At 70.4% G+C, this 25204-nt stretch carries 24 protein-coding genes; 22 read left to right on the top strand and 2 right to left on the bottom strand.

Going from position 1 to position 25204, the window contains the following annotated elements; translation table 11 throughout:
* Positions 1 to 6: 6 nt before the first annotated feature.
* The 11 genes from ACLBXX_RS04975 (at position 7) to ACLBXX_RS04925 (ending at position 10342) form a co-directional block, all read left to right on the top strand.
* Positions 7 to 801: a TIM barrel protein gene (locus ACLBXX_RS04975; RefSeq protein ID WP_447657084.1), complete on the top strand. Its 795-nt coding sequence runs from the start codon at positions 7 to 9 to the stop codon at positions 799 to 801.
* Positions 798 to 2345 (top strand): GMC oxidoreductase, encoded by a 1548-nt coding sequence (locus ACLBXX_RS04970; RefSeq protein ID WP_447657083.1) that lies wholly within the window; start codon positions 798 to 800, stop codon positions 2343 to 2345. Before ACLBXX_RS04975 ends, ACLBXX_RS04970 begins: the two co-directional genes overlap by 4 nt.
* A complete protein-coding gene (locus ACLBXX_RS04965) occupies positions 2342 to 3355 on the top strand; it encodes a Gfo/Idh/MocA family protein (RefSeq protein WP_447657082.1) in 1014 nt (337 codons plus the stop codon). Before ACLBXX_RS04970 ends, ACLBXX_RS04965 begins: the two co-directional genes overlap by 4 nt.
* A 67-nt stretch (positions 3356 to 3422) precedes the next feature.
* Complete coding sequence (locus ACLBXX_RS04960) at positions 3423 to 3827, top strand: C-glycoside deglycosidase beta subunit domain-containing protein (RefSeq protein ID WP_447657081.1); 405 nt, start codon at positions 3423 to 3425, stop codon at positions 3825 to 3827.
* Complete coding sequence (locus ACLBXX_RS04955; RefSeq protein ID WP_447657080.1) at positions 3824 to 4966, top strand: sugar phosphate isomerase/epimerase family protein; 1143 nt, start codon at positions 3824 to 3826, stop codon at positions 4964 to 4966. Before ACLBXX_RS04960 ends, ACLBXX_RS04955 begins: the two co-directional genes overlap by 4 nt.
* Positions 4963 to 6003: a sugar phosphate isomerase/epimerase family protein gene (locus tag ACLBXX_RS04950; RefSeq protein ID WP_447657079.1), complete on the top strand. Its 1041-nt coding sequence runs from the start codon at positions 4963 to 4965 to the stop codon at positions 6001 to 6003. Before ACLBXX_RS04955 ends, ACLBXX_RS04950 begins: the two co-directional genes overlap by 4 nt.
* Positions 5996 to 6778, top strand: a complete 783-nt coding sequence (locus ACLBXX_RS04945) for a nuclear transport factor 2 family protein (protein ID WP_447657078.1) — start codon at positions 5996 to 5998, stop codon at positions 6776 to 6778. Before ACLBXX_RS04950 ends, ACLBXX_RS04945 begins: the two co-directional genes overlap by 8 nt.
* Before the next feature lie 9 nt (positions 6779 to 6787).
* The gene (locus ACLBXX_RS04940; protein WP_447657077.1) at positions 6788 to 7204 is read left to right on the top strand and encodes a C-glycoside deglycosidase beta subunit domain-containing protein; all 417 of its coding nucleotides are present in this window, start codon (positions 6788 to 6790) and stop codon (positions 7202 to 7204) included.
* Positions 7201 to 8382 (top strand): Gfo/Idh/MocA family protein, encoded by a 1182-nt coding sequence (locus ACLBXX_RS04935; RefSeq protein WP_447657076.1) that lies wholly within the window; start codon positions 7201 to 7203, stop codon positions 8380 to 8382. Before ACLBXX_RS04940 ends, ACLBXX_RS04935 begins: the two co-directional genes overlap by 4 nt.
* A 2-nt stretch (positions 8383 to 8384) precedes the next feature.
* Positions 8385 to 9392 (top strand): sugar phosphate isomerase/epimerase family protein, encoded by a 1008-nt coding sequence (locus ACLBXX_RS04930; RefSeq protein WP_447657075.1) that lies wholly within the window; start codon positions 8385 to 8387, stop codon positions 9390 to 9392.
* 80 nt (positions 9393 to 9472) lie between these two features.
* Positions 9473 to 10342, top strand: a complete 870-nt coding sequence (locus ACLBXX_RS04925) for a ThuA domain-containing protein (RefSeq protein WP_447657074.1) — start codon at positions 9473 to 9475, stop codon at positions 10340 to 10342.
* A gap of 67 nt (positions 10343 to 10409) precedes the next feature.
* Here the strand turns inward: ACLBXX_RS04925 and ACLBXX_RS04920 are convergent, their stop codons facing one another.
* Together ACLBXX_RS04920 and ACLBXX_RS04915 are read right to left on the bottom strand one after the other, a co-directional pair.
* Positions 10410 to 11849, bottom strand: a complete 1440-nt coding sequence (locus ACLBXX_RS04920) for a hypothetical protein (RefSeq protein ID WP_447657073.1) — start codon at positions 11847 to 11849, stop codon at positions 10410 to 10412.
* A 102-nt stretch (positions 11850 to 11951) separates the two neighbouring features.
* Entirely contained in the window at positions 11952 to 13229 is a 1278-nt protein-coding gene (locus tag ACLBXX_RS04915) for an ROK family protein (RefSeq protein WP_447657072.1), read from the bottom strand.
* 105 nt (positions 13230 to 13334) lie between these two features.
* Between ACLBXX_RS04915 and ACLBXX_RS04910 the strand changes: the two genes are divergently transcribed.
* The 11 genes from ACLBXX_RS04910 to ACLBXX_RS04860 all read left to right on the top strand — a co-directional run bounded on the left by ACLBXX_RS04910 (position 13335) and on the right by ACLBXX_RS04860 (position 25160).
* Positions 13335 to 14366, top strand: a complete 1032-nt coding sequence (locus ACLBXX_RS04910; protein ID WP_447657071.1) for a Gfo/Idh/MocA family oxidoreductase — start codon at positions 13335 to 13337, stop codon at positions 14364 to 14366.
* Positions 14363 to 15139 carry a hypothetical protein gene (locus ACLBXX_RS04905; protein ID WP_447657070.1) on the top strand — a complete coding sequence of 259 codons (777 nt, stop codon included), beginning with the start codon at positions 14363 to 14365 and terminating at the stop codon, positions 15137 to 15139. The genes ACLBXX_RS04910 and ACLBXX_RS04905 overlap by 4 nt, the downstream gene beginning before the upstream one ends.
* A 106-nt stretch (positions 15140 to 15245) precedes the next feature.
* Positions 15246 to 16265 carry a VOC family protein gene (locus tag ACLBXX_RS04900; RefSeq protein WP_447657069.1) on the top strand — a complete coding sequence of 340 codons (1020 nt, stop codon included), beginning with the start codon at positions 15246 to 15248 and terminating at the stop codon, positions 16263 to 16265.
* A gap of 74 nt (positions 16266 to 16339) precedes the next feature.
* A complete protein-coding gene (locus ACLBXX_RS04895; protein WP_447657068.1) occupies positions 16340 to 17311 on the top strand; it encodes a fumarylacetoacetate hydrolase family protein in 972 nt (323 codons plus the stop codon).
* A complete protein-coding gene (locus ACLBXX_RS04890; protein WP_447657067.1) occupies positions 17308 to 18306 on the top strand; it encodes a cyclase family protein in 999 nt (332 codons plus the stop codon). Before ACLBXX_RS04895 ends, ACLBXX_RS04890 begins: the two co-directional genes overlap by 4 nt.
* 34 nt (positions 18307 to 18340) lie before the next feature.
* A complete protein-coding gene (locus ACLBXX_RS04885) occupies positions 18341 to 19474 on the top strand; it encodes an FAD-dependent oxidoreductase (RefSeq protein WP_447657066.1) in 1134 nt (377 codons plus the stop codon).
* A complete protein-coding gene (locus tag ACLBXX_RS04880; protein WP_447657065.1) occupies positions 19471 to 20475 on the top strand; it encodes an amidohydrolase family protein in 1005 nt (334 codons plus the stop codon). Before ACLBXX_RS04885 ends, ACLBXX_RS04880 begins: the two co-directional genes overlap by 4 nt.
* Positions 20472 to 21461, top strand: coding sequence for a fumarylacetoacetate hydrolase family protein (locus tag ACLBXX_RS04875; protein WP_447657064.1), 990 nt, complete (start codon positions 20472 to 20474; stop codon positions 21459 to 21461). Before ACLBXX_RS04880 ends, ACLBXX_RS04875 begins: the two co-directional genes overlap by 4 nt.
* Before the next feature lie 146 nt (positions 21462 to 21607).
* Positions 21608 to 23095: an MFS transporter gene (locus ACLBXX_RS04870; RefSeq protein WP_447657063.1), complete on the top strand. Its 1488-nt coding sequence runs from the start codon at positions 21608 to 21610 to the stop codon at positions 23093 to 23095.
* Positions 23096 to 23112: 17 nt separating this feature from the next.
* Positions 23113 to 24708: a GMC oxidoreductase gene (locus ACLBXX_RS04865; RefSeq protein ID WP_447657062.1), complete on the top strand. Its 1596-nt coding sequence runs from the start codon at positions 23113 to 23115 to the stop codon at positions 24706 to 24708.
* Positions 24705 to 25160 carry a nuclear transport factor 2 family protein gene (locus tag ACLBXX_RS04860; RefSeq protein WP_447657061.1) on the top strand — a complete coding sequence of 152 codons (456 nt, stop codon included), beginning with the start codon at positions 24705 to 24707 and terminating at the stop codon, positions 25158 to 25160. The genes ACLBXX_RS04865 and ACLBXX_RS04860 overlap by 4 nt, the downstream gene beginning before the upstream one ends.
* Positions 25161 to 25204: the final 44 nt, after the last annotated feature.

The following is a 25204-nucleotide window of genomic DNA, read 5'->3' as shown; positions in this document are numbered from 1 at the left end:
TCACCCATGTATCAGCTCGCACCCAACATCGAACTCCTCTTCACGGAGGCCGGCGACTACCACGACCGCGTGCGCGCGGCCGCGGCGGAGGGATTCGACGCCGTCGAGATGTGGGGCCCCACCGGAGTGGACGCCCCGGCGACGCCCAAGGATCTGCCGGCACTCAAGGCCGCGCTCGAAGAGACCGGCACGCAGCTGACCGCCCAGCTCGCGGAGCCCCGCACGCAGTTCATGATCCCGCCGTGGGACCACTCGGAGTTCTTCCGCAAGCTCGACGAGGGCGTCGCGATCGCCGCCGACCTCGGCTGCCCCCGCATCGTCGTCGGCAGCGGCACGGGTTTCGGCGGCTGGAAGCGTCAGGTGCAGCTCGACAAGCTCATCGAGATCTACCAGAAGGCCATTGCACAGATCGACGGATCCGGCATCACGCTCGTGCTCGAGCCGGTCAACGTGCGCGTCGACCACCCCGGCTCGCTCCTGGACCGCACCGCCGAGGCCGTCTACGTCGCCCGCGGCGTCGCGTCCCCGCAGTTCGGCGTGCTGTACGACATTTACCACTCGGCCGTCGAGGGCGAGGACATGGCCGCCGAGCTCGCCAACGCGGGCGACCTCGTGAAGTACGTGCAGCTGGCCGACGCGCCAGGCCGCGGCGAGCCCGGCGCCGGGTCCCTCGACTGGGCCGAGCGGCTCGGCATCCTCCGCTCTGCCGGTTACGACGGCCCGATCGGGCTCGAGTACTACCCGACACAGGAGTCGGCAGCATCCGTCGCCCTCATCCGCGAGCTGGCGGCCTCGGCATGAGTCGGTACCCGGAGTCGGTCGACGTCGCGATCGTCGGCAGCGGTCCTGCGGGCGCCGCGTACGCCCGCATCCTCAGCGAGGAGGCGCCGGATGCCTCGATCGCGATGTTCGAAGTCGGACCGACCGTGTCCGACCCCGCCGGGGCGCACGTCAAGAACATCGAGGACCCCGAGGTCCGGGCCGAGGCGCAGCGGCGGTCGGAGGGCCCAGGTGCGGGCGAGGCGACCGTGAACAATCCCGGCGCCGTCACTTCCGGCATGCGGCGGGCCCGACCAGGGACCTACCTCCTCGCCGACGGCTATCAGGCCGACGGCGAGGACGGTCTGCCGGTCGCGGCGTTCTCGAGCAACGTCGGCGGCATGGCTGCCCATTGGACGGGCGCATGCCCGAGGCCCGGCGGCAGCGAGCGCATCGCGTTCGTTCCCGACCTCGATGCGCTGCTTGACGAGGGTGACCGCCTGCTAGGCGTGACGACGGATGCCTTCGACGCGGCGCCGTTCACCGCGCTCGTGCGCGACCGGCTCGCGGCCGTCGTCGACGACGGCCGCGAGGAAGCGGCGCGCGTGCAGCGCATGCCGCTCGCCGTGCACCGGCGCGAGGACGGGCGGCTGGTGTGGTCGGGGTCCGACGTGGTTCTCGGCGACGTCACGCGTGGCAATCCGAACTTCTCGCTCTTCGACGAGTCGCTCGTCATTCGCGTGATCGTCGAGGACGGCCGCGCCGTCGGCGTCGCGGTGCGCGACCTCCGCACCCGTGAGGTGTATGAGGTGCGCGCCCGCGCCGTCGTGGTCGCCGCGGACGCGCTGCGCACGCCGCAGGTGCTGTGGGCATCGGGGGTGCGGCCCGCCGCACTGGGCCGCATGCTCAACGACCAGACGCAGGTGGTCTACGCCTCGCGGTTGCGCGACGTCGAGACGCCCGCAGAGGACGGGATCGCAGCATCCGGAGCCCTCTCCGAGCAGAGCGGGGTCAGCTGGGTGCCGTTCACGGACGAGATGCCGTTCCACGGGCAGATCATGCAGCTCGACGCCTCGCCGGTGCCGCTCGCGGACGACGACCCCGTGATCCCCGGATCGATCGTCGGGCTCGGCCTGTTCTGCGCCAAGGACCTGCAGTGGGACGACCGCGTCGAGTTCTCCGACACCGAGAAGGACTCCTACGGGATGCCGGCGATGCGGCTGCACTACACACTCACCGATCGCGACCACGCCGTGCTCGACCGGGCGCGGGAAGAGATCGTCGAGCTCGCGAAGGCCGTCGGCGAGCCGATCGGCGACCGGCCCTTCACGATGCCCCTCGGCGCCTCGCTGCACTACCAGGGGACCACGCGCATGGGTGAGACCGACGACGGCCAGAGCGTCTGCGGCCCCGACAGCGAGGTATGGGGCGTGCCCGGGCTGTTCGTCGCAGGCAACGGCGTCATCCCGACCGCGACGGCGTGCAACCCCACGCTGACGTCGGTCGCGCTCGCGGTGAGCGGCGCACGGGCGATCGCCGCGCGCGTGCCGTCGTCCCGCATGACGACAGGAGGGGGCGGGCGATGACGGTGTCAGGCGGCGCGGGCGACTCCGCTCTGCGCGTAGGCATCCTCGGCGCGGGCGGTATCGCCGAGCGCGCGATGGTCGAGCCGGCCCACCAGGTGCCGGACGTGCGCGTCGTCGCCGTCGGCGCGCGTGACCCCGAGCGGGCTCGGGCGTTCGCCGACCTTCTCGATGTTCCGGAGTCCGGCGACTACGACGCGATCCTGGCGCACCCCGACGTCGATCTCGTCTACGTCGCGCTGCCGCCCGCCTTCCATGCGCAGTGGGCGACCCGGGCCCTCGAAGCGGGCAAACACGTTCTCTGCGAGAAGCCCCTCTCTGCCAACGAGGCGGGCGCCCGCGCCATCGCGGATGCGGCCGACGCGGCCGGACGACGTGCCTTCGTGGGCTTCCACTATCGCCTGCACGGGTTCACGCAGCGGCTGCTCGAGGTGATGGGGTCGGGCATGCTCGGAACGGTCGAGCAGGTCGACATCGACTTCAGCATCCCCGACTTCGTCGTGAAGCCCGGCAACATCCGGCTCGACGGCGACCTCGCGGGAGGCGCCGTGATGGACGTGGGGTGCTACGCCGCCGATCTGCTGCGCGCCGCGTGGGGTGAGCCGCGCGTCGTGTCGTCGGCATCCGTCGTCTCCGAGGCAGATCCTCGCGTGGACCTGCAGACCGACGCGTTGCTCGAGCTGCCGGGCGGCGCGCCCGCGCGCCTTCGCGCGTCCTTCCTCGGCAAAGGCAAGGGCAGTATGTCGCTGCGGGTCCAGGGGTCGGACGCGACGCTGGATGCGACGAGCGTCATCGTTCCCCAATGGGGGGCGGTGCTGCAGGTCACCGCGGACGATGAGGTGCTCGCTGAAGCGCGGGCCGTCGAGGGCGAGTCGAGCTACGTGGGTCAACTCGAGCATCTCGCGACGGTGCTGCGCGAGGGCTCTCCGAGCATCCTCGACGCCGACCGCGCCGTGGGGACGATGAAGATCGTCGACGACATCTACCGCGCGTCCGGACTCGAACCGCGCTGATCGCTTGCTTATGTCTAATTCAGACATTAGAGTGTAGAAACAAGATTTAAGTGTCAAGGAGGACTCTGTGATCCCCGATCGCATCATCGAGCAGGGAACGCTCACGACCGACGGCGCCCGCGTCTCAGTCGAGGTTCGCTTGCCGTGGTACCGCGCTCTGCCCGCTTCGTGCATCGGCCGCGCCACGCTCACCGTCGACGGCGTCGAGGTGCCGGCCGATTCCCTCCGCTGGGGGATGAACGGCCAGACCTTCACGTTCGACGAGCTCGTGCCGAACACCCAGGACTGGTGGTTCCCGACCGACTCCGCTGTGCTCTCGGGCGACCTCGAGCTCGCCGGCGACGGCGAGCACAAGGTCGAGGTCGGCCTCGTCCTCTACATCCCCTACATCGTCATCGGCGAGAACGAGGTGCTCCACATCGAGGAGCACGACGACAAGACCATGACCGCACGAAAGGCGGTGGCGGCATGACTGTTCCTCCTCCCTCGATCCCCGCCCGTCGGCAGGGATCGCTCGGCTCGCCCATCCAGGGCGTCACGCTCTACAGCTTCACGCGCGCCTTCCACGGCCGCGAGTACGACCTCGAGGGCCTCATCCGCAAGGTCGCCGCCGACGGCTACGGCCCGGGCCTCGAGATCATCGGCTTCTCGAGCTTCCGCGGCTTCCCCGAGATCGACGACCGCTTCGCCGGCTGGTTCCGCGACCTCGTCGACGAGACCGGTCTCGTCACCACCTCGCTCGCCGTGAACGCCGACATCGGCATCCACCGCGATCGCCTGCTGACCCAGGACGAACTGCTGGAGTACATGCGCCGGCAGATCGCGGCGGCGGCCAAGCTCGGCTTCCCGATCGCCCGCGTGCAGATCTCGATCGAGCCCGACTCGATGGAGGCGCTCGCGCCCATCGCCGAGGAGTACGGCGTGACGCTCGCGCTCGAGGTGCACGCCGACCAGTACGCCTCGCACCCGCGCATCCTGGCGCTGCGCGACCGCTACGAGAAGGTCGGTTCGCCCTTCCTCGGCTTCACGATGGACTGGGGCGCGACCGTCAGCGGCTTCGCGCCGTCGCTGCTCGAGGCCTACCGCCGCCGCGGCGCCTCCGAGGAGCTCCTCGGCAAGGTCGTCGACCTGTGGGACGAGTTCTACGAGCAGGGGCCGCCGGCCGATCAGGCCGACCACGGCCAGCGTTTCGGTCGTTTCATCGGCCTCGCGGCGCAGAACGGCCGCCCCGACCTCGGCATCGACTTCGGCATCAACGGCACCGGCCTGTTCGGCCCCGCACGCGTGGACGACTGGCTCGAGATCATGCCGTGGATCAAGCACGTGCACGGCAAGTTCTTCGGCATCGACGAGTCGGGCGAAGAGCCCTCGGTGCCGGTGCGCGACCTCGTGACCCTGCTGGCGGAGAACGGCTACAACGGCGCCATCTCGAGCGAGTACGAGGGCTGGCACTGGAACCACTGGCAGTCGCCCTTCGACATCATCGCCGGTGAGCAGGCCGTGCAGCGCTCGGCCGCGACCAACGCGGGGAGCCGGATGGTGACGGATGCTGCGGAGGCACGCCGTCAGCTCGCCGCCTGGCTGCCGACCACCGAAGGAGCACACGCATGAGCGACGGAATCGCTGGCACCGGCATCAAGCTGGGCACCACCCTCTACTCGATGACGAGCGAGTTCGCGGCCGGGCTCTACACACCCGAGACGCTCATCGCCGCCGTCGCTGAGAACGGCATCGGGCCTGGCGTCGAGTTCAACATCGCGCAGCTGCTGCGCACCTATCCCGACGTCGATCAGGACTTCGTGAAGCTGTGGTTCGCGTCGCTCGAGAAGTACGGCCTCGAAGCGAGCGCGGTGGGCACGAACCTCGACATGGGCCGTCGCAAGGACCGCGACATGACACCGGACGAGGAGCACGACTTCTTCGCACGGCAGCTCAAGACCGCGCACACGCTCGGCTTCAAGAAGATCGTGATCCGCTCCGCGGGGAAGGAGCTGCTGCGACGGCTCCTGCCGCTCGCCGAGCAGTACGACCAGTACCTCGGTTACGAGATCCACGCGCCCTCGGGCCCGAACGAGCAGAAGGTGCTCGAGATCCGCGAGGTCTACGCGGATCTCGAGAGCGAGCGCCTCGGCTTCACGGCGGACTTCTCGTCGACGATGCACAGCCTGTCCCCGACGCTGCTGCGCACCCTCGGCCAGATGGGCATGGACGAGAAGCACTTCCCGGTCATGGAGGAGATCTGGCACGAGCCGACCCCCATGCACGTGCGCAACCAGAAGTTCGAGGACTACCTGACAGGGGAGGGCGTCGACCCGCTCACCTTCGGTCCGTTCACGCGGCTCGCCTTCAACATGCACGGGCTCGTGCCGCCGGAGGAGTGGCTCGACATCATGCCGCAGATCTTCCACGTGCACGCGAAGTTCTACGACATCGGCGCCGACGGCGAGGAGCCCGCGATGGACATCCCGCGCATCGTGCGGCAATTCGTCGAGGGCGGCTACCAGGGCTACCTCTCGAGCGAGTGGGAGGGCCACGCATTCTCCGACCTCGGTGAGGCCGACCCCATCGACCTCGTCAAGAAGCAGCACACGCTCATGCGTCGTGCGATCGAAGACACCGTCGCCGCGAAGGAGGCCGCCCGTGTCTGACACCGTGGCCGAGGCATCCGTCAGCGAGCTGCAGGCTGAGATCGCGGGCCTGCGACAGCAGGTGCAGGTCGCGACGAGGCTCGCCCAGCGGGCAGAGGACCGCGGACAGGTCGAGAACCTGTTCAACCGGTACATGTACCTGCACAACGCCTTCCAGGACGAGCACATCATTCCGCTCTGGGTCAAAGAGGGCACCGAGGGCATCCGTGCCCGCTACACGAACGCCGGCCAGTACACGACGTGGGAGAGCGTGACGCGCTACCACCGCGACCGGCCCACCCCGGTCGGCAAGCTCATCCTCCACGCCACCACGACTCCGGTGATCGAGGTCGCCGGAGACGGGCAGACCGCCAAGGGCGTCTGGCTGATGGCCGGCACCGAGTCGGGTCTGACCGACCCGAAGGTCGCCGAGGCGTTCCCCGACATGTACTCGCCGGAGGAAGTGCTCGGCAAGAAGGTCTGGGCGCACTGGGTGTGGTGCAAGTACGCGATCGACTTCCTCAAGCAGGACGGCGTGTGGAAGATCTGGAAGTTCCGCTGCTACGAGCTGGCGCGCGCGCCCTTCGAGGAGAACTGGGTCAGCTTCGGCCTCAAGAACCAGGGCGCGTTCGACCTCGATCTCATGTACTTCGGGGACGACGGCAAGCCCGTCTTCATGCCGCCGGCCGACGAGCCCGTGGCGTCGACGAACCACCCGTACAGCCCGCAGACCGTGCAGACGCTCGAGCCGGCACCGCCCGTGCCGCATGAGCACTTCACCGACACCTACGCCTGAGGAACAGCCATGGCCACGCACAATTCCCTCTTCGCCGACAAAGACGTCCGCCGCACGGACGACGGTCTCGCCGTCTCGGTGCAACTGCCCTGGTACCGGAGCCTCTGGCTCTCGGCGGTCGACGGGGTCGCGGCATCCGTCAACGGTGTCGAGATCCCGACCGAGAACCTCCGCTTCGCGCTCAACGGACGCGAGTATCGCGTCGAGGAGCTCCCCGAGCAATGGGAGACGCTCTGGTTCGTCGCCGATCGACCTGACGTGCTGATCCACCTCGGCCGGGCGCCGGAGCCTGGTGAGAAGCTCACCGTCGAGGTCGTCCTCACGATGCGCCTGCTCTACATGCAGATCATGCCGGGCGTCGACGGCGGCCCCGGCCGGTACGTCACCAACCGCGTGCCGGTCGAGCGTGAGGTCGTGCTCGCATGACGCTCCGCGTGGCCATGATCGGCTACGGCTTCATGGGCGCCGCGCACTCGGTGGGCTGGCGGCAGGCGCCGCACGTGTTCTCGCTGCCCGACGATGTCGAGATGGCCGTGATCGTCGGCCGCAATGCGAAGGCGGTGGCGGATGCTGCTGCCCAGTGGGGCTGGGCGGAGTCGGCGACCGATTGGCGCGAGGTGATCGCGCGCGACGACATCGACATCGTCGACATCGTGACGCCGGGCGACTCGCACGCCGAGATCGCGATCGCGGCGCTCGAGGCCGGCAAGCACGTGCTGTGCGAGAAGCCGTTGGCCAACAGCGTCGAGGAGGCCGAGGCGATGGCCGAGGCCGCGTCCCGCGCCGCCGCGCGTGGCGTGCGGTCGATGGTCGGATTCACCTACCGCCGCGTGCCCGCCGTGACGCTCCTGCGCGACCTCATCGCGCAGGGCGCCGTCGGCAAGATCGCGCATGTGCGCGCGGCGTATCGCCAGGACTGGCTGGTCGATCCCGAGATGCCGCTCGCCTGGCGTCTGCAGAAGGAGCACGCCGGCTCCGGCGCGCTGGGCGACATCGGCGCGCACATCATCGACATGACGCAGTTCGTGACCGGACTCGACGTGACCGCCGTCTCCGGCGTCGTCGACACCATCGTGAAGCAGCGGCCGCTGCAGGGATCGGGCTCCGGTCTCTCCGGCACCGCAGCCGAGGGGTACGGCGAGGTCACGGTCGACGACGTCGCGATGTTCACCGGCCGCCTCGAGTCGGGGGCACTGGTGTCGTTCGAGGCGTCGCGGTTCGCGACCGGGCGCAAGAACGACCTGTCGATCGAGGTGTCGGGAGACAAGGGCGCGCTGCGCTTCGACCTCGAGGATCTCAACACGCTCTGGTTCTACGACCGGACCGCGCCGGAGTCGACACAGGGCTTCACGCGGATTCTCGTGACGGAAGCGTCGCATCCGTATGTCGCGGCGTGGTGGCCGGCCGGACACATGCTGGGCTATGAGCACGGGTTCAGTCACCAGGTCGTGGACCTGGTGACGGCGATCGCAGAGGGCACCGACCCGCACCCTTCGTTCGACGAGGGGCTGTCGGTGCAACGGGTGCTCGCCGCCGTCGAGGAGAGCTCGGCCCACGACTCCGTCTGGGTCTCCGTCAATGCCGACGTCACCGTGAAGGGATAGCAATGCCTCGTCCGATCACCCTGTTCACCGGCCAGTGGGCCGATCTGCCGTTCGAGGAGGTGGCACGGCTTGCGGGGGAGTGGGGCTATGACGGTCTCGAGATCGCGTGCTGGGGTGACCACATCGACGTGTCCCGCTGGGACGACGACGCGTATGTGCAGTCGCGCCTGGACATCCTGGAGCGCAACGGCCTCAAGGTGTGGACGATCTCGAACCACCTGGCAGGGCAGGCGGTGTGCGACGACCCGATCGACGAGCGTCACCGCGACATCCTGAACGACCGGGTGTGGGGCGACGGTGAACCGGAGGGCGTGCGACAGCGTGCGGCCGAGGAGCTGAAGCTGACCGCGCGGTTCGCGGCGAAGCTCGGCGTGAAGACCGTCACCGGCTTCACCGGGTCGTCGATCTGGAAAGCGGTGGCGATGTTCCCGCCGGCGTCGGACGAGTGGATCGCTGCCGGCTACCAGGACTTCGCCGACCGGTTCCACCCCATCCTCGACGTGTTCGAAGAGGTCGGCGTGCGTTTCGCTCTCGAGGTGCACCCGTCGGAGATCGCGTACGACTACTGGACGGCCAAGGCCACGCTCGACGCGATCGGGCACCGCAAGAGCTTCGGCATCAACTTCGACCCCTCGCACTTCATGTGGCAGCAGCTGGACCCGGTGGCGTTCGTGCTCGACTTCGCCGACCACATCTTCCACGTGCACGTGAAGGAGTCGATCACCAACCTCGACGGCCGCAACGGCGTGCTCGGCTCGCACCTGGCCTGGGCCAACCCCCGCCGCGGCTGGACGTTCGTGTCGACCGCGCACGGCCAGGTGCCGTGGGAGCCGCTGTTCCGCGCGCTCAACGCGATCGGCTACGACGGCCCGACCTCCGTGGAGTGGGAGGACGCCGGCATGGACCGCCTGCAGGGCGCCCCGGAGGCCATCGCGTTCGTTCGCAAGCTCAACGCCATCACCCCGCCCGCGGCCGCCTTCGACGCCGCCTTCTCCACCAAGGCCGACTAGGCCTCGACCCGAAGCGCCCCGGGTCCGCCGGGGCGTCCTTCGGCGTGCCTTCGCACGCCCTGCACGAAGGAGTGTTCCGCATGACCGATGTCCTGAACGCGCTCATCCTGTCGGGTCACATGACCCGCGAGCACGACAACGAGTTCCGCAGCTTCCGCCAGCACAACCAGTGGCTCACGACCCTGCTCGAAGACACCGGGCGCTTCCGGGTCCGCATCGTCGAGGATCCACGCGGACTCGGCGCCGACATCATCGACAAGTACGACGTCGTCATCGTCGTGTTCGAAGGTCGCGACGGCTACCACGAGAAGGCGGTCGGCTTCGGAGCGGAGACGGATGCTGCGCTCCTGAAGTTCGTCCATGACGACGGCAAGGGCATCGTGTGGTTCCACGGGTCCGCCGCGCAGGAGGACGACTGGGGCTACCCCGACGAGTACAACGTCATGCGCGGCTCCCGCCTCACCGTCGCCGGGGGACTGCGGCCCCGGCCGTGGGGCGAGGCGCAGCTCGACACGGTCGAGCCGCGGCACGCGATCACCGAGGGCATCAGCGCCCGGTGGACGGTCACCGGCGACGACATCCTCACCGGCGTCGAGATCGCCGAGGGCGCACAGGTGCTCCTCACGACGTACGACGACCTCGAGTCGTACGAGAAGGCCCCGATGTGGCCGATGTCGCACTACCCGGTGGAGATCCCGCCGGAGGGCATCGCTGCGCTCCCCGGCATGAACACGGATCAGCCGATCGCCTGGATCAACGAGTACGGCACCGGCCGGTCGTTCACCATCACGATCGGCCACGACATCGACACGTTCCGCCGCATCGAGTTCATCCGCATGTTCCCGCGGGGCGTCGAGTGGGCGGCGATCGGCGAGATCACGCTCGATGGCCCGGATCGTCGTGGTGAGCGGCGCTTCCTGCCGTGGCCGTACTACAACCACGAGGGCTGAGTCGCGGGACGACGAAGGGGCCGGACGCGTCGCGTCCGGCCCCTTCGCGTCGTCGAGCGACCCGCGGTCAGCGGGCCGTGCCCACGGCCGACAGTGCGCGCTGCGCAAGCGCGAGGTGCGCGCGGGTCGTCGCCGCCGGATCGGTGTCGAGCCACTCGTGGCCGCCCCACTCGCTGGTGAGGGTGCCGGTGAAGCCGGTGCGACGCAGGGCCGCTCCGATGTCCGCGATCGGCGCGGAGACGCGGTCGTCGGCGTCGTCGAGATCCCAGAACTTGAGGTGCACGCCGGCGGTGAGCGGCAGCAGCGGCTCGAGGTCGGCGACGTCCGACCGACCGAACCGCACGAGCAGATTCATGAAGAGCGTGTGGACGGCGGGCGGCACGCGTCCCTCCCGGAGCGTGGCGATCACCGCCTGGTGGGTCTCGGGCGCGCGCCATTCGGTCTCGAGGCGGTGCACCAGCTCGTCGTCGACGCCGCCCCGGCGGAGCTCGTCGAGGTACGACGGCGGCAGCGAGGGCATGAGCAGGCTGATGTCGACGAGCACGCGGATGCGGGGATCATCGAGCCCCTGCAGCAGCTCCAAGTTGGCCGCGACCGCGGGCTGGTCGAGCGTCTGCTGGCCCTGGATCTCCTCGTAGAGCACCACGTCCAACTCGTGCAGGACCGGCTGGGCGAGGCGCAGGAGCTCGGGCCCCGCCTGACCGAACGGCACGCGCACGCCGCGCGCGCCGAGCCGTGCGGCCGCCCGCAGCTGCGGCACGAGGAACGCGAGCCGCTCCCGCTCGGTGCGTCGGCGCGTCGGCGAGATCCAGTCGTCGAGGCTCGCTCCGACGATCGTCACGGCGCCGCCCTCCGCGGCCAGACGCTCGCGGAACGCATCCACCTCTGCGCCCGTCGGCGCGGGGAACGAGCGCCACACCTGACCCGCCTCGATCTCGATGGTCGATGCGACGCCGTCCGCGACGACGCCGATCGCGATGTCGTCGGCCGTCCGTTCGGCGCGGATCACCTCGGGCGTCCAGTTGAACGCACTGGCCGAGACGGTCCACTCGCCGGGAACCTCGTCGTGCGGCGCACGCGCCGGCTCGTGGACCGTCGCCGGCGCGGCGGTCGAGTGCGGGCGAGTGGATGCTGCGTCCCCGACGACGAGCGGCCGTTCGGCGCGGAACGGCAGGGCGAGCGGCCCTGACGGCCCGGCCTGGAGATACGGCACTACGAGCACGAACGACACCGAGATGTCGTGGGCGCCGGGAGGCAGCATCCGTTCGCCGCGCAGTTCGAGCCGGTCCTGGATGAACCACCAGCCCTGCTCAGCCTGGAGGGCGTCGGGTTCGACCTCGCGCTCATCGAGCCGGACCGTGACGGAGACGGGGGTCCCGTCGACCTTCACCGCGATGTCGGTCACGGCGGCGAGGGGCATCGACCGGATCCACGGCAGGCTCATGTGCAGGGCGAAGCCCGAATCCGTCGCGACGAGCGCATCGTCCAGCAGCAGCGGCAACGCCATCGTGTTCACTCCCTTGTGTCGGCACCGGCAGAGCCGGCTTCAGACAGGAAGCTACACGCTTTTGTCGATTTCTATAAGAAGTTTCCGGCGATGACGAGAGTCCTACGCCACTGCTTCGAGCGCACCGCGGATCGCCACGACCGTGGGCCGCCCGTCGCCGAACCAGCGGGGGAAGGTGACCTCGAAGAGCTGCTCGCGCACCATCTCGACACCGCCGCGCAGCGGCTCGCGCCGGTCGTTGACGGACTGCGCGATCGTCAGGTCGCGCGTGGCGAGGGGGAGCGACAGCTCGTAGACGCGCTGACGCACCTCGGCCAGCAGCAGCTCTCCGGCGCCGGCCATGGCGCCGCCGATCACGATGACCGACGGGTTGAACATGTTGACGAGCGCGGCGATCGACTCGCCGACGACGCGGGCCGAGCGCTGCACGAGCCGGATCGCGAGCGCGTCGCCGTTCTCGGCCGCGATCGAGATGAGCTCGGGCGTGAGCTCCTCCCCGTCGGCGACGGCGGTGGCGAGCACACCCGTGGCGCCGGCCTCGATCTCGGCGAGGGCGTCGCGGATCATCGCCCACCCGCCGGCGACGGCTTCGAGGCATCCGATCTTGCCGCAGCGGCAGAGGGCATCCGAATCGCGCACCCGCACGTGGCCGATGTCGCCGGCCGCGCCGTTGACGCCGCGATGGATGCGCCCGTGCGAGAGGAGTCCGGCGCCGATGCCGGAGCCCATCTTGCAGTAGATCAGATCGAGGCGGTCGTCGTCGCGGCGGGCGCGCTCCCCGAACGTGAGCAGGTTCACATCGTTGTCGACCCACACCGGGGCGTCGTAGCGCTGCTCGAAGCGGCGCCGCACATCGAAGCCGTTCCAGCCGGGCATGATCGGCGGTGCGACCGGGCGACCGCTGTCGAAGTCCACCGGGCCGGGCACGCCCACGCCGATGCCCCAGACCGGCACGTCCGGGGTGCGCGCGAGCACCTCGTCGATCATGCTCAGGGCCTTGTCGAGCGTCTCCGCGGGACCGCGGGCGATGTCCCACGGCGAATGCTCCTGATCGATGACGTCGCCGTCGAGGAGTGCGACGCCGACGTGGATGTGGAGCGCGCCGAGGGCGCAGACGACGATGCGTCCGGCGTCGCCGCGGAAGCGGAGGGTGCGCGGTGCGCGGCCGCCCGACGAGGGGCCGAACTCGCCGTCGGCGAGGTAGCCCATCTCGATCGCGTGGTCGACGCGCTGCGTCACGACGCCGCGGCCGAGACCGGTCACCCGGCCGATCTCGGGGCGGGTCGCGGCCTCGCCGGTGCGAACCATGTTGACGATGCGGAGAAGGCTCGTCATCTCGTCGGTCTGTGCGCCGAACCGCAGGGTGGACTCTCTGGCCATGGTCGATTCTTACATAACACCGCGCACGAGACACGGAAATCGTGACACCTATAGTCAAACGACTTCACACTTAGGTACGCTTCCAGCCGAAGTAAGGAGGCGTCCATGGCTCGTGGTGTGGGCATCATCGGTGCGGGTCCCGGAGTGGCGGCACTGCATCTTCCGACCCTCGCGCGCCTGAGCGACGCCTTCCGCGTCGTGCACGTCGCCGACGGGGGCAGCGGCCGGGCGGCCGCACTCGCGGCGCGCGGGGGTGCCCGATCGTCGACGGGCGCCGAGGCCATCATGGCGGATCCCGAGGCGGACGTCGTCGCGATCTGCAGCCCGCCCGCCCAGCATGCGGCGCAGATCATCGCGGCCGTCGCCGCGGGCAAGCGCGCGGTGTTCTGCGAGAAGCCGATCGGCACGACCGTCGCCGAGGCGGAAGAGGCCGTCGAGGCGTGCCGCCGCGCCGGCGTGCCGCTCATCGTCGGCACGAACCACTACTTCGACCCGGCGTGGGGCCGGGCCAAGCATCACCTCACGGCGTCGGGCGGGCCGGTCATCTCGATCTCCGTCACGCTCGCGCTGGCGCCCAACACGCGGTATCACCAGCTCGTCACCGAGCTGCCCGTCGCGGCGGGCGGGCGGGGCGGGCCCGACCTCACGCGCCCAGAGGTGGCGGCGGGCGTCGTGCGTCAGCTTCTCACCGGACTCGCGATCCACGATCTGCCGCTCGTGCGCGATCTCGTCCCGCGCTTCGAGCGCGTCGTCTTCGCGCGGGCGCTGCCCCCGCTCGGGTACGCGGTCGGCTTCGTGGCCGGCGGGGTCCCGGTCCAGCTCACGACGGTGATGCTCCCGGAGGGCGCCGACACGCTCTGGCGCATCGCCGTCGCGACAGCTTCCGATCGGCTCGACGTCAGCTTCCCGCCCCCGTTCGTGCACGCCGGCGGAGCGCGGGTGCGCGTGCGCGCGGCGGACGGCCGCGACACGATCTACGCACACGATCCCGCCGACGGATACGTCGCGGAGTGGCGCGCCCTCGCGGAGCTGCTCGACGCCGGCCTGCCGGTGGAGTACGACGAACTGCTCGACGACGCCCGCTACGCCCTGGGGCTGGCGGACGCCGCGGCGGAGCTGATCGGAGCCGCAGCATGACGACGCCCGTTCGCACCGACCTCGACGCGTACCGCGTCGCGGTGGCCGAGCTGCCCGAGAGCGCAGTCGCGAGCCGTGACGTCGAGGGCGCCCTCGTCGTCGTCCCCGGGGCCGACGCGTGGTGGGTGGCCGCCTCGGACGCGATCGCCGCCGGCGCGGCGGCGGTCGTCGTCGCGCAGCCTGCCGTCGTCCCGATCGAGGCCCTCGATGCTCTCGCCTCGCTCGCCGGTGCCACCCCCGTGATCGTGGAGCGCCCGCTGCTCCGCGCCGACATGGTCGCCGCAGCGGGCGTGTCGATCGAGGAGCTCCCGGCTCCCGGCGCGCTCGTCGTCGAGTGCCATGCGCCCGCGCGCACGCTCGGTCCGGCGTTGCGCGACGGGATCGGGTGGGCGCGGGTCATCGTGGGCGCTCCGCTCGCGCCGCGGACGACCGAATCGTGGGGCGGGCGCGTGCTCGCTCTCTTCGAATCCGAGCAGGGCTCCGCCGTGTCGATCGTCGCCGCCGTGCAGCCGGGCGCACCGTCCCCCGGCCGCGTGCGGATCACCTCGATCGCCCCGACGCGCGTCGAGGTCGACGCCGATCTCGACACGGTCGTGGCCATCACGGATGCCGCGGGTCGAGGCATCCTCCCCGCGCTCTTCGAGAGCTCCGAGCGCGTCGCCCTGCGCCGCGCGATCTCGGCGGTGCGCACGGCCGAGCGACCCTCCGATCTTGCGGAGCTGCGCCATGACACGGCGCTCGCCGCGGCGCTCCGTGCCGCGTCCCCCGCATAAACGTCGGTGATCCGAGGGATAGCCGATATGGGATTCCTCGATATGCCCGAGTTCGGCGAAAGTGGTTGACGGGATCACCCCGATGACTCACCGAAAGGGATCGAAGATGATCAAGCTTCTGTCACATCTGTCGTATGTGGCCATCACGTCGCCGGATGTCGAGGCATCCGTCGACTTCTACGTCAACCAGGTCGGCCTCACCGTCGTCGACCGCGTCGACGGCGCCGTCTACCTCCGCTGCTGGGGCGACTACTACGCCTACTCGGTCGTGGTCGTGCCGGGCGACGAGCCGGGTCTCGTGACCGCCGCGTGGCGCACCTCGAGCCCCGAGGCGCTGGAGGAGGCCGCCAAGCGCGTCGAGGCCGCCGGCATCCAGGGCGAGTGGATCGACGTCCACAAGATCGGCCGTTCCTACCAGTTCACCGGCCCGTGGGGCCACACGCTGACCCTGCACTGGGACGTCACACGCCACCACGACACCGAGGGCGACGCCGCGTCGATCTACCCCGACCGCCCCTCGCGTCGCAGCAAGGTCGCAGGCGCCCCGCGCCAGCTCGACCACGTCACGATCGCGACCAGCGACGTCGACGCGTTCGTCCAGTGGTACGTCGACGTGCTCGGCTTCCGCTTCATGGCGCGCACGCAGCTCGACGAGGCGCCGATCTCGGTGTTCTCGGTGCTCACGACCAACGAGAAGTCGCACGACCTCGGCGTCGTCCTCGACGGCTCGACCCGCGCCGGCCGCGTGAACCACTACGCCTTCTGGGTCGACACCCGCGAGGAGCTGCTCATCGCGGCCGACGTCCTCGGCGAGAACGGCTACCCGATCGAGTACGGCCCGTCGATCCACGGCATCGGCGAGCAGAACTTCCTCTACTACCGCGAGCCCTCGAGCCTGCGGATCGAGCTCAACACCGGCGGCTACCGCAACTACGTGCCCGACTGGGAGGCCAACACGTGGAAGCCGTCGCAGGGGTCGAACAACTTCTACCGCAACAGCGCCATGCCGATGTCGATGACGGAGTCCTTCCCGCCCGCCGACGGCCCGTCGGCGACGGAGGAGGGCGTTCCGGACGAGATCAAGGACGCCCTGCTGAACCCGTACGCCAAGCACGGCCAGGGCTGACAGGCTCGAGGGTGGGGATGCCGCGGGCGTCCCCACCCTCGCACCACGTTCCGAACCACGGATCTGGAGAGAACATGACGACGTCGTCACACGGACTGACCGCCCCCTTCGCCCTCGCTCGCTTCCGCGACGGCGATTCCGTGCGTCTCGGGCTCGTCGCCGGCGACCGCATCCGCGCGGTCTCCGACGACCAGCTCGGCGCCGCCGGCCTCAACGCCTTCCTGGCGCACCCCGATTGGGACCGCCTCCGCGCCCTGGCCGCAGAAGACGGGGAGTGGATGCCGCTGGCCGACGTCGTGCTCACCGCCCCGGTCGAGCCGCGGCAGGTGGTGCAGGCGGGCGCGAACTATCGCGAGCACGTCATCGAGCTGGTCGTGGCGGGCCTCACGCAGGACCCGTCCCGCTCGCCCGAGGAGGCACGCGAGTTCGCTGCCAAGATGATGGACGACCGCCGTGCGAACGGCGAGCCGTACTTCTTCCTCGGACTGCCGACCGTCGTCGTCGGCGACGACGTGCCGCTCGTGCTGCCCGGCTACAGCGAGGTGCACGACTGGGAGCTCGAGCTCGCCGTCGTGATCGGCACCGAGGCGTTCCGCGTCTCCCGCGAGGATGCGCTGCATCACGTCGCCGGCTACACGATCGTCAACGATGTCACCACGCGCGATCTCGTGTTCCGCAAGGACATGAAGGAGATCGGCACGGACTGGTTCCGCTCCAAGAACGCCCCTGGCTTCCTCCCGACCGGTCCCTTCCTGGTGCCGGCGCCGTTCGTCACGGGGGAGGACCTCACGGTGCGACTCGATCTCAACGGCGACACGATGCAGAACGGCTCCACGAGCGACCTCCTCTTCGACATCCCGGCGCTCATCTCCGCCGCGTCGCAGACGACGACCCTGCTGCCCGGTGACCTGCTCCTCACGGGGAGCCCTCCCGGCAACGGCCAGCACTGGAAGAGGTTCCTCCAGGACGGCGACGTCATGACCGGCTCCATCTCGGGCCTGGGCACCCAGGTCGTCCGCTGCCTCGCGGAAGGACCGGCGGTATGAGCGCGCCGAGCGAGAGCCCCGCGGACCTCGACCGCCAGAACCCCGCAGCCGAGATCGCCGCGCGCGCCGAGGCATTCCGCAACTGGGGCCGCTGGGGTCAGGACGACGTGCTCGGCACGCTCAACTTCATCGATGCCGCGAAGCGCGTCGAGGCCGCCGCCCTCGTGCAGGACGGCGAGGTCGTCTCGCTCGCGCAGGCGTTCGACACGAACGGCCCGCAGAAGGGGTGGCGCCGGCGCACCAACCCGGTGCACACCATGACCGACACCGGCACCGACGCCGAGCGCGGCAACCAGGGCTTCCCCCACGGCATCGGCGGCGCCGACGACGTGATCGCGATGCCGCTGCAGTGCTCCACCCAGTGGGACGGACTCGGCCACATCTTCGACCACGGCAACGCCTGGAACGGCCGGCGCGCGGGCGACGTCGTCACGAGCGACGGCGACCTCGTCACGGGCATCGAGCACGCGGCATCCGTCATCGTCTCTCGAGGTGTCCTCCTCGACGTCGGCCGCCACCTGCGACCCGAGACCGGCGAACTCGAGGACGGCTACGCCATCACCGTCGCTGACCTCGAGGCGACCATCGCCGCGCAGGGCGCCTCGAGCCGGGTCGGCCGCGGCGACATCGTGCTGGTGCGCACGGGGCAGTACGCCCGCACCCGCCGCGACGGCTGGGGCGAATACGCCGGCGGCCCGGCGCCGGGTCTGTCGCTCACCACGGCCGGGTGGCTGCACCGCACCGAGATCGCCGCGATCGCCACCGACACGTGGGGCTTCGAGGTGAGACCCAACGAGTTCGACGCGCCGGCCTTCCAGCCGCTGCACCAGGTCGTGATCCCGAACATGGGACTCACGATCGGCGAGATGTGGAATCTCGACGCCCTCGCCGACGCGTGCGCGGCGCGCGGGCGCTGGGACTTCCTGCTGTCGGCGGCACCTCTGCCGATCACGGGGGCGGTCGGCTCGCCGATCAACCCCGTCGCGATTCTCTAAACCCCGAAGACACAAAGAACAGAGAGGTTCTGACATGACCGCAGTGAACAAGGTCGCGATCGCCGGAAGCGGCGTCAGTGGACTCGCCGCCGCCATCCAGCTCGCCAAGGCCGGCGTCGAGGTCGACGTCTTCGAGGCGAAGCCCGAGCTCAGCGCGCTCGGGTCCGGCATCTCGCTGCAGGGCAACGCCCTGCGCGTGTTCGACGCACTCGGCGCGTGGGACGACATCCGCGCCGCCGGCTACCCCTTCGAGGGGCTCAACCTGCGCGCGCCCGGGCCGGGTGCGCCGATCGTCGCCGAGCTTCCGGACGTCAAGACCGGCGGACCCGACTATCCGGCGGCGATGGGGATGCCGCGGCCCGCACTGGCTCGCATCCTCCTCGACCACGCGCAGAAGGCGGGTGCGAACGTCCGCTTCGGCGCCAAGGTCACGGGCCTCGAGCAGAGCGGCGACGGCGTCGAGGTCTTCGTCGACGGCGCCTCCGCCGGCACGTACGACCTGCTGATCGGCGCCGACGGCCTGAACTCCGCCGTCCGCGGGCTCATCGGCATCGAGACCAAGCCCGAGCCGACCGGCATGGGCATCTGGCGCTCGTTCGTCTCGCGGCCCGCCGAGGTCGTCCGCAGCGAGCTGTACTACGGCGGTCCGGTCTACATCGCCGGCTACACCCCGACGGGCGACGACACGATGTACGCCTTCCTCGTCGAGAAGGCGCAGGACCGCTTCGACATCTCCGACGAGGACGCCACCCGCATCATGCTCGAGGAGTCGCGTGCCTACGACGGCCCGTGGAACTCGATCCGCGCTGACCTCGAGGGCGGGGCGCACGCGAACTACACGTGGTTCACGAAGCACATCGTCGAGGGACCGTGGAACCGCGGTCGCGTCGTGCTCATCGGCGACGCCGCGCACTCGTGCCCTCCGACGATCGCGCAGGGCGCGGCGCAGGGCCTCGAGGACGCGCTGGTGCTCACCGAGCTGCTCGCCGGACGCGACGCCGTCGACGCGGCGCTGTGGGACGAGTTCCACGCGCGCCGGCTGCCGCGCGCGAAGGCCGTGGTCGAGGCATCCGTCCAGCTCGGCCAGTGGCAGCTCGACGGCGTGCGGGACTCCGACGTCGCCGGTCTCATGTTCGGCGTCGCCCACCAGATGGCGGTGCCCGCATGATCACCGACGTCCACGCGCATCTGCTGCTGCCCGCGCTGCACGCCGAGGTCGAGCGCCGCGCGCCTGAGGAAGTCGCCGCGGCCGCCGATCTCGAGCGCCGGCGCAACGGCGTCGAGAGCCTGCAGGCGTCGGGCGCCATGATCGGCGCCCGGATCCCGAAGCTCACCGACGTCAACGCCCGACTGGCCGCGATGGACGAGCAGGGCGTCGACCGGCAGTGGGTCAGCGTCTCGCCGAACCACTTCTACCCGTGGGCGAACGAGGGACTGTCGGGGTGGATCGCGGGGGAGACGAACCGGCTCATCGCCGAGCACGTCGCCCAGGCGCCCGACCGCCTCGTCGGCCTCGGCGTCGTGCCGCTGCAGCACCCGGCGCACCTCGTCGAGTACCTCGACGATGCCGTGCTCGGCCGGGGCCTGGCGGGTGTCGAGATCTCGTCGTTCGCCGGAGACGTCGAGCTGTCGGACGAGCGGCTCGAGCCGTTCTGGGCGCGCGCCGCCGAGCTCGGCTGCGTGATCTTCCTGCACCCGTTCGGATGCAGTCTCGACGAGCGCCTCGATCGCTTCTACCTCTCGAACACGGTCGGACAGCCGACCGAGAACGCCGTCGCCCTCTCGCACCTCATCTTCGCGGGTGTGCTCGACCGGCACCCGGGGCTCAAGATCGTCGTCGCCCACGGCGGCGGCTACCTGCCATTCGCGATCGGCCGTTCCGACCGGGCGTGGCGGGTGCGTCCCGAGGCGCGGCGCTGCGCGCACGAGCCGTCGAGCTACCTGAAGAAGCTGTGGTTCGACACCGTCGTGCACGACCCCATCGCCGTGCGCCACCTCGTCGAGGTCGCCGGGGGCTCGCGCGTCGTGCTCGGCAGCGACTTCCCATTCGACATGGGACTCGACGACCCGGTGACGTTCGTGCGTTCGGCCGACCTCCCGGCCGAGATCACCGACCGCATCCTCGCCGGCAACGCCGACGAGCTGCTGCGCACGAAGGTCTCCGCATGAGGATCGCACGCTGGCTCGACGGCGCCTCGGCCGGCTCCGCGGTCCCCGAGCCTGTCGAGGGGTTCGTCATCGGCGATCGCGTCGTCGCGTTCCCCGACGGTCAGACCGTCGCCGACATCCTCGCCGGGGGGTTGGATGCTGCGCACGCCGCGTTCGGCCGGGTGAAGGGTGAACCCGGCACGGCGCTCGCCGACGTGCGGCTGCTGGCGCCGGTGGTCCCGGCATCCGTCCGTGATTTCGTCGCGTTCGAGGAGCATGTCGAGGGGGTGAGCGCGTCGGTAGACGGCACGAGCGAGGTCGTGCCCCAGTGGTACCAGGCGCCGACGTTCTACTTCACGAACCCGCACACGATCCTCGGCCCGGACGAGCCTGTGGCCCCGCCGGTCACCGAGCGCCTCGACTTCGAGCTCGAGGTCGCGGTCGTCGTCGGCAACGCGCCCGGGGTCGGCGCGGCGAACCTGACGGCGGCGGACGCCGCCCCGCGCATCTTCGGCTACACGATCATGAACGACTGGTCGGCGCGCGACATCCAGTCGCGCGAGATGAAGGTGCGCCTCGGGCCGGCGAAGGGCAAGGACTTCGGCACCAGTCTCGGTCCGTGGATCGTGACGGCCGACGAACTGGAGCAGTACGTCGACGCCGACGGCTTCCTCGCGATCCGCGCCGAGGTGCGCATCAACGGCGAGCTCGTCGGCGAGGACCTCGTGTCGAACATGGGCTGGCCGTTCGCCGAGCTGGTCGCGTACGCCTCGCGCAACTCCCGGGTCGTCCCGGGGGACGTGCTCGGCAGCGGCACGGTCGGCAACGGCGGGTGCCTCGGCGAGCTGTGGGGCAGGGGCTCGACGATCCCCGCTCTGCGCGAGGGCGACGAAGTGCGCATGACCGTCGAGGGCATCGGCGAGCTCGTCGGGACCGTGGGCGCGGCGGTGCCCGCGCCCGCACTCCCCGCGGCGCGCCCCCGCACCCGTGCAAGGCAGCGTTCTTGATTCTTTAGTTGTTTTTCGACTAAAGCATGGCTAGAATCGACAGTGACGTCGGGGCCCGCGTGGGCCCGTTCCCTGTGGCGAGGCCGCCCAGGGGCACACCCCGTCGCGTCGATCGCCCGGTCGTACGGGCCAGAACGCGTATGAGCATGTCACCGTGGAGGCTTCGCCTCCTGATCGTCTCCCTTCTGACGGTCGCGATCCTCGGAGCCCTCGACCACACGATCGTGTCGACCTCCCTCGCGACCGTCGCAGGAGAACTCGGCGCCCTCGCCCAGATGGGGTGGGTCGTCGTCGGCTACACGCTGGCGAGCACCGTCCTTCTGCCGGTGCTCGGCAAGCTCGGCGACGCGGTGGGACCGCGCGCCGTGTTCCTGGTGTCCCTGGTGCTGTTCCTCGTCGCGTCGCTCGCGTGCGGCTTCGCGCAGGACATGCCGCAGCTGATCGCCGCGCGGGTCGTGCAGGGCATGAGCTCGGCGGGCCTGCACCTGATGTCGCAGACGATCGTGGCCCGTGTCACCACCCCGCGCGAGCGGCCCCGGTATCTCGCGATCATCGGCGCCGCCTTCCCCGTCGCGATCCTCGTCGGCCCCGTGCTCGGCGGGCTCATCACGGACTACTGGGGCTGGTCCTGGGTGTTCTGGATCAACATCCCGTTCGGCGTCGCCGCGCTCCTGCTCGCGCTCGTCGCCGTGCCTCATCTGCCCGGCTTCGGCCGGCGCCGGTTCGATGTCGGCGGCTCCGTCTCGTTTGCGATCGCGATGGTCGCTCTGGTGCTCGCGGTGACGTGGATCGGCGATCCCGCGCTGGCTGCAGCATCCGTCGTCGCCTTCGTCGTGGCGGGCATGGCGTTCGCCGCGTTCTTCCTCATCGAGCTGCGGGCGCCCGAACCGCTGGTTCCGCTGCGGCTCTTCGCCGACCGGACCATCGCGGTCGGCACAGTGCTGTCGGCCATCATCGGCATCGGCCTGTTCTCGATCACGGCGTATCTGCCCACGTACATCCAGATGGCCTACCGCACGAGCGCGACGGTGTCGGGTCTCGTGCCCATCGCGACCGTGTTCGGGATGCTGGTGAGCAATCTCGCGACCGGGTGGCTCGTGAGCCGCACCGGCCACTACCGCGTCTACTGCATCGCGGGCACCGCGCTGAGCGCCGCCGGGCTGTTCGCCATGTCGGTCCTTCCGGTGGGACTGCCGCTGTGGGTGCCGATGATCCTCATGGCCGTCGTCGGGGTCGGGACCGGCGCCTTCATGAGTCTCGTCATCGCGGTCGTGCAGAGCGCGGCGCCGCGTCGCGACACCGGCAGCATGACGGCGACGGTGAACCTGGTGCGCCAGGTCGGCTCGACCGTCGCGACCGCGATCATCGGCGGTGTGATCGGCTTCGGCGTCGCGGCGCTGCTCCCGTCGTCGCTCGATGCCGCGACCCTGACGCCACAGTTCGTCCACGACGCGTCCGCGGTGGTGCAGAACCAGGTCGCCGGGATCTACAGCGGCGTCTTCGCTCCCGTGTTCGCGGCGCTCGCCGTCACCTACGCCGCCGGCGTCGTCGCCGCCGTACTCCTTCCTGCCGGTCGCCTCTCGGACGAGTCCGAGCCCGCACCGGCACCCCGTTCCGAACCCCTCACCGCGTGACCAGAAGAGGTACTCCCATGTCGTCCACCCCCACCGTCGCCATCGTCGGCTCCGGCCCGATCGGCTCCGCGTACGCCCGCGTCATCCTCGAGACCAGCCCCGACGCGCGCGTCGTGATGTTCGAGGCGGGTCCGCAGCTCACCGCGATCCCCGGGGAGAGCGTCCGCAACATCGCCGACCCCGACAAGAAGGCCCGTGCCCGCGAGATGTCGCAGGGGCCGCAGTCCGGCGCGTTCCGCGAGAGCCTCGGCATCCCCGCCGGTGTCGTCGTCGAGGGCATGTTCACGGCCCGGCAGGGGACGCACCTCCTCGACTTCGGCGGGCCGGGATCCGCGCGCGCCGCCACTTTCCCCGCGGCGGCCGCCGCGACGAACGTCGGCGGCCAGGGGGCCCATTGGACGTGCGCGACGCCATCGCCGGCGTTCAGCGAGAAGATCCCCTTCATCGCCGACGCCGAATGGGACGACCTCATCTCCGCCGCCGGTGACCTGCTGCACGTGCAGAGTGCGGCGTTCGCCGACTCCGCCGTGGGCGGCGGCATCCGCTCGCTCCTGGAGGAGGAGTTCGCGGCCGAGCTGCCGGAGGGCTACCGCCCGAGCACGCTCCCCGTGGCCGGCGACCCCCAGCCCGACGGCTCGATGCGCTGGGCCGGAGCCGACGTCGTGCTCGGCCCGCTCATCGACCCCGCCTCACCGCTGGCGGAGCGCTTCGAGCTGCGCGACCTGTCGCTCGTGCGACGGATCGAGCGCGACAGGGATCGGGTCACGGGCGTGACGGTCGAGGACCTGCGCACGCACGAGACCTACACGTTCGAGGCCGACGCCGTCGTCGTCGCCGCGGACGCCTTCCGCACTCCGCAGCTGCTGTGGGCCTCCGGCATCCGTCCTTCCGCCCTCGGCCACTACCTCACCGAGCATCCCGTCGTCATCTCGACGGTGGCGATCGACGCCGAGAAGATCAGCCGGTTCGCGACCGAGGCAGACCTGGAGGACGAGCTCGCGCGGCGGGCGCACAATCCCGCCGACCCTGTCGCGGCGGTCAATCGCATCCCGTTCTCGGAGCCCGACCACCCCTTCGCCCTGCAGGTCATGTACGCCGAGAACCCGCCTTTCGAGCTCGACCCCTCGCACCCTGCGGCCGGCAACAAGTGGGGCTACGTCAACATGGGCTACGGCATGCGCAAGCGCCCGCGGTACGAGGACGCCGTCACCTTCGACGACGATGAGCCCGACTACCGCGGCTTCCCGAACATGACGATCGAGTACGCGCTCACGGACGCCGAGGACGCCGAGATCGCCGCTGCGACAGAGCGGCTGCGCCGCGCTGGGCGGGCACTCGGCCGGTTCGTGGCCGAGCCGCGGCTGCTGCCGAACGGCTCGAGCCTGCACTACATGGGCACCTACCGCGTCGGCGAGGCCGACGACGGCACCTCGGTCGCCGATCCGTGGTCGCGCGTCTGGGGGGTGGACGGCCTCGTCGTCGGCGGCAACGGGACGATCCCGACCGCGAACGCGATGAACCCGACGCTCATGAGCGTCGCGATCGCCGTCCGCGGCGCCCGCAAGCTCGTCGAGCAGCTGGACGCCGCGCGGGTCGAGGAAGTCGCGCGGTGACCGGCGCGGACGCCGCGCTCCGCGCCGCGAACCGTGCGGTGGTCGAGGCGTTCTTCACCTCGAACCTCGACAACCCGGCCGAGCGGATCGCCCTGTGGCACCCGGACGGCGTGAAGGAGCTGCCGTTCGCGCCGTCCGAGCTGCCCAAGACGCGGTGGGAGGGCCGCGACGACATCGTCGCCAACACCCACGCGAACGCCGGCATGTTCGAGAGCGTCGTGCACACCGACCTCGTGATCCACGACTGCGTCGACCCCGGTCTCTTCTTCGTGACGAGCCGGATGGTCGACGAGGCGCGGTTCCTCGGTGAGCCCTACCCGCAGTCGTTCGTGCACCTGATCCGCGTGCAGGACGGCGCGGTGATCCTGCAGCAGGAGTTCTTCAACTCGGAGATCCTCGCGGGCGCCGAGCGTGCCGCCCGGGCGAAGGGCCGCACCCCGCTCGGGTCCTGACCGGGCGGACGTCGCCAAAACTCCTCAGATCCGAGCGGCGGACG

It is taken from the genome of Microbacterium sp. C23T (genome assembly GCF_053345975.1).
Note: the sequence above shows the minus strand (reverse complement) of the source record. Positions and strands in the feature narration are given on the sequence as shown.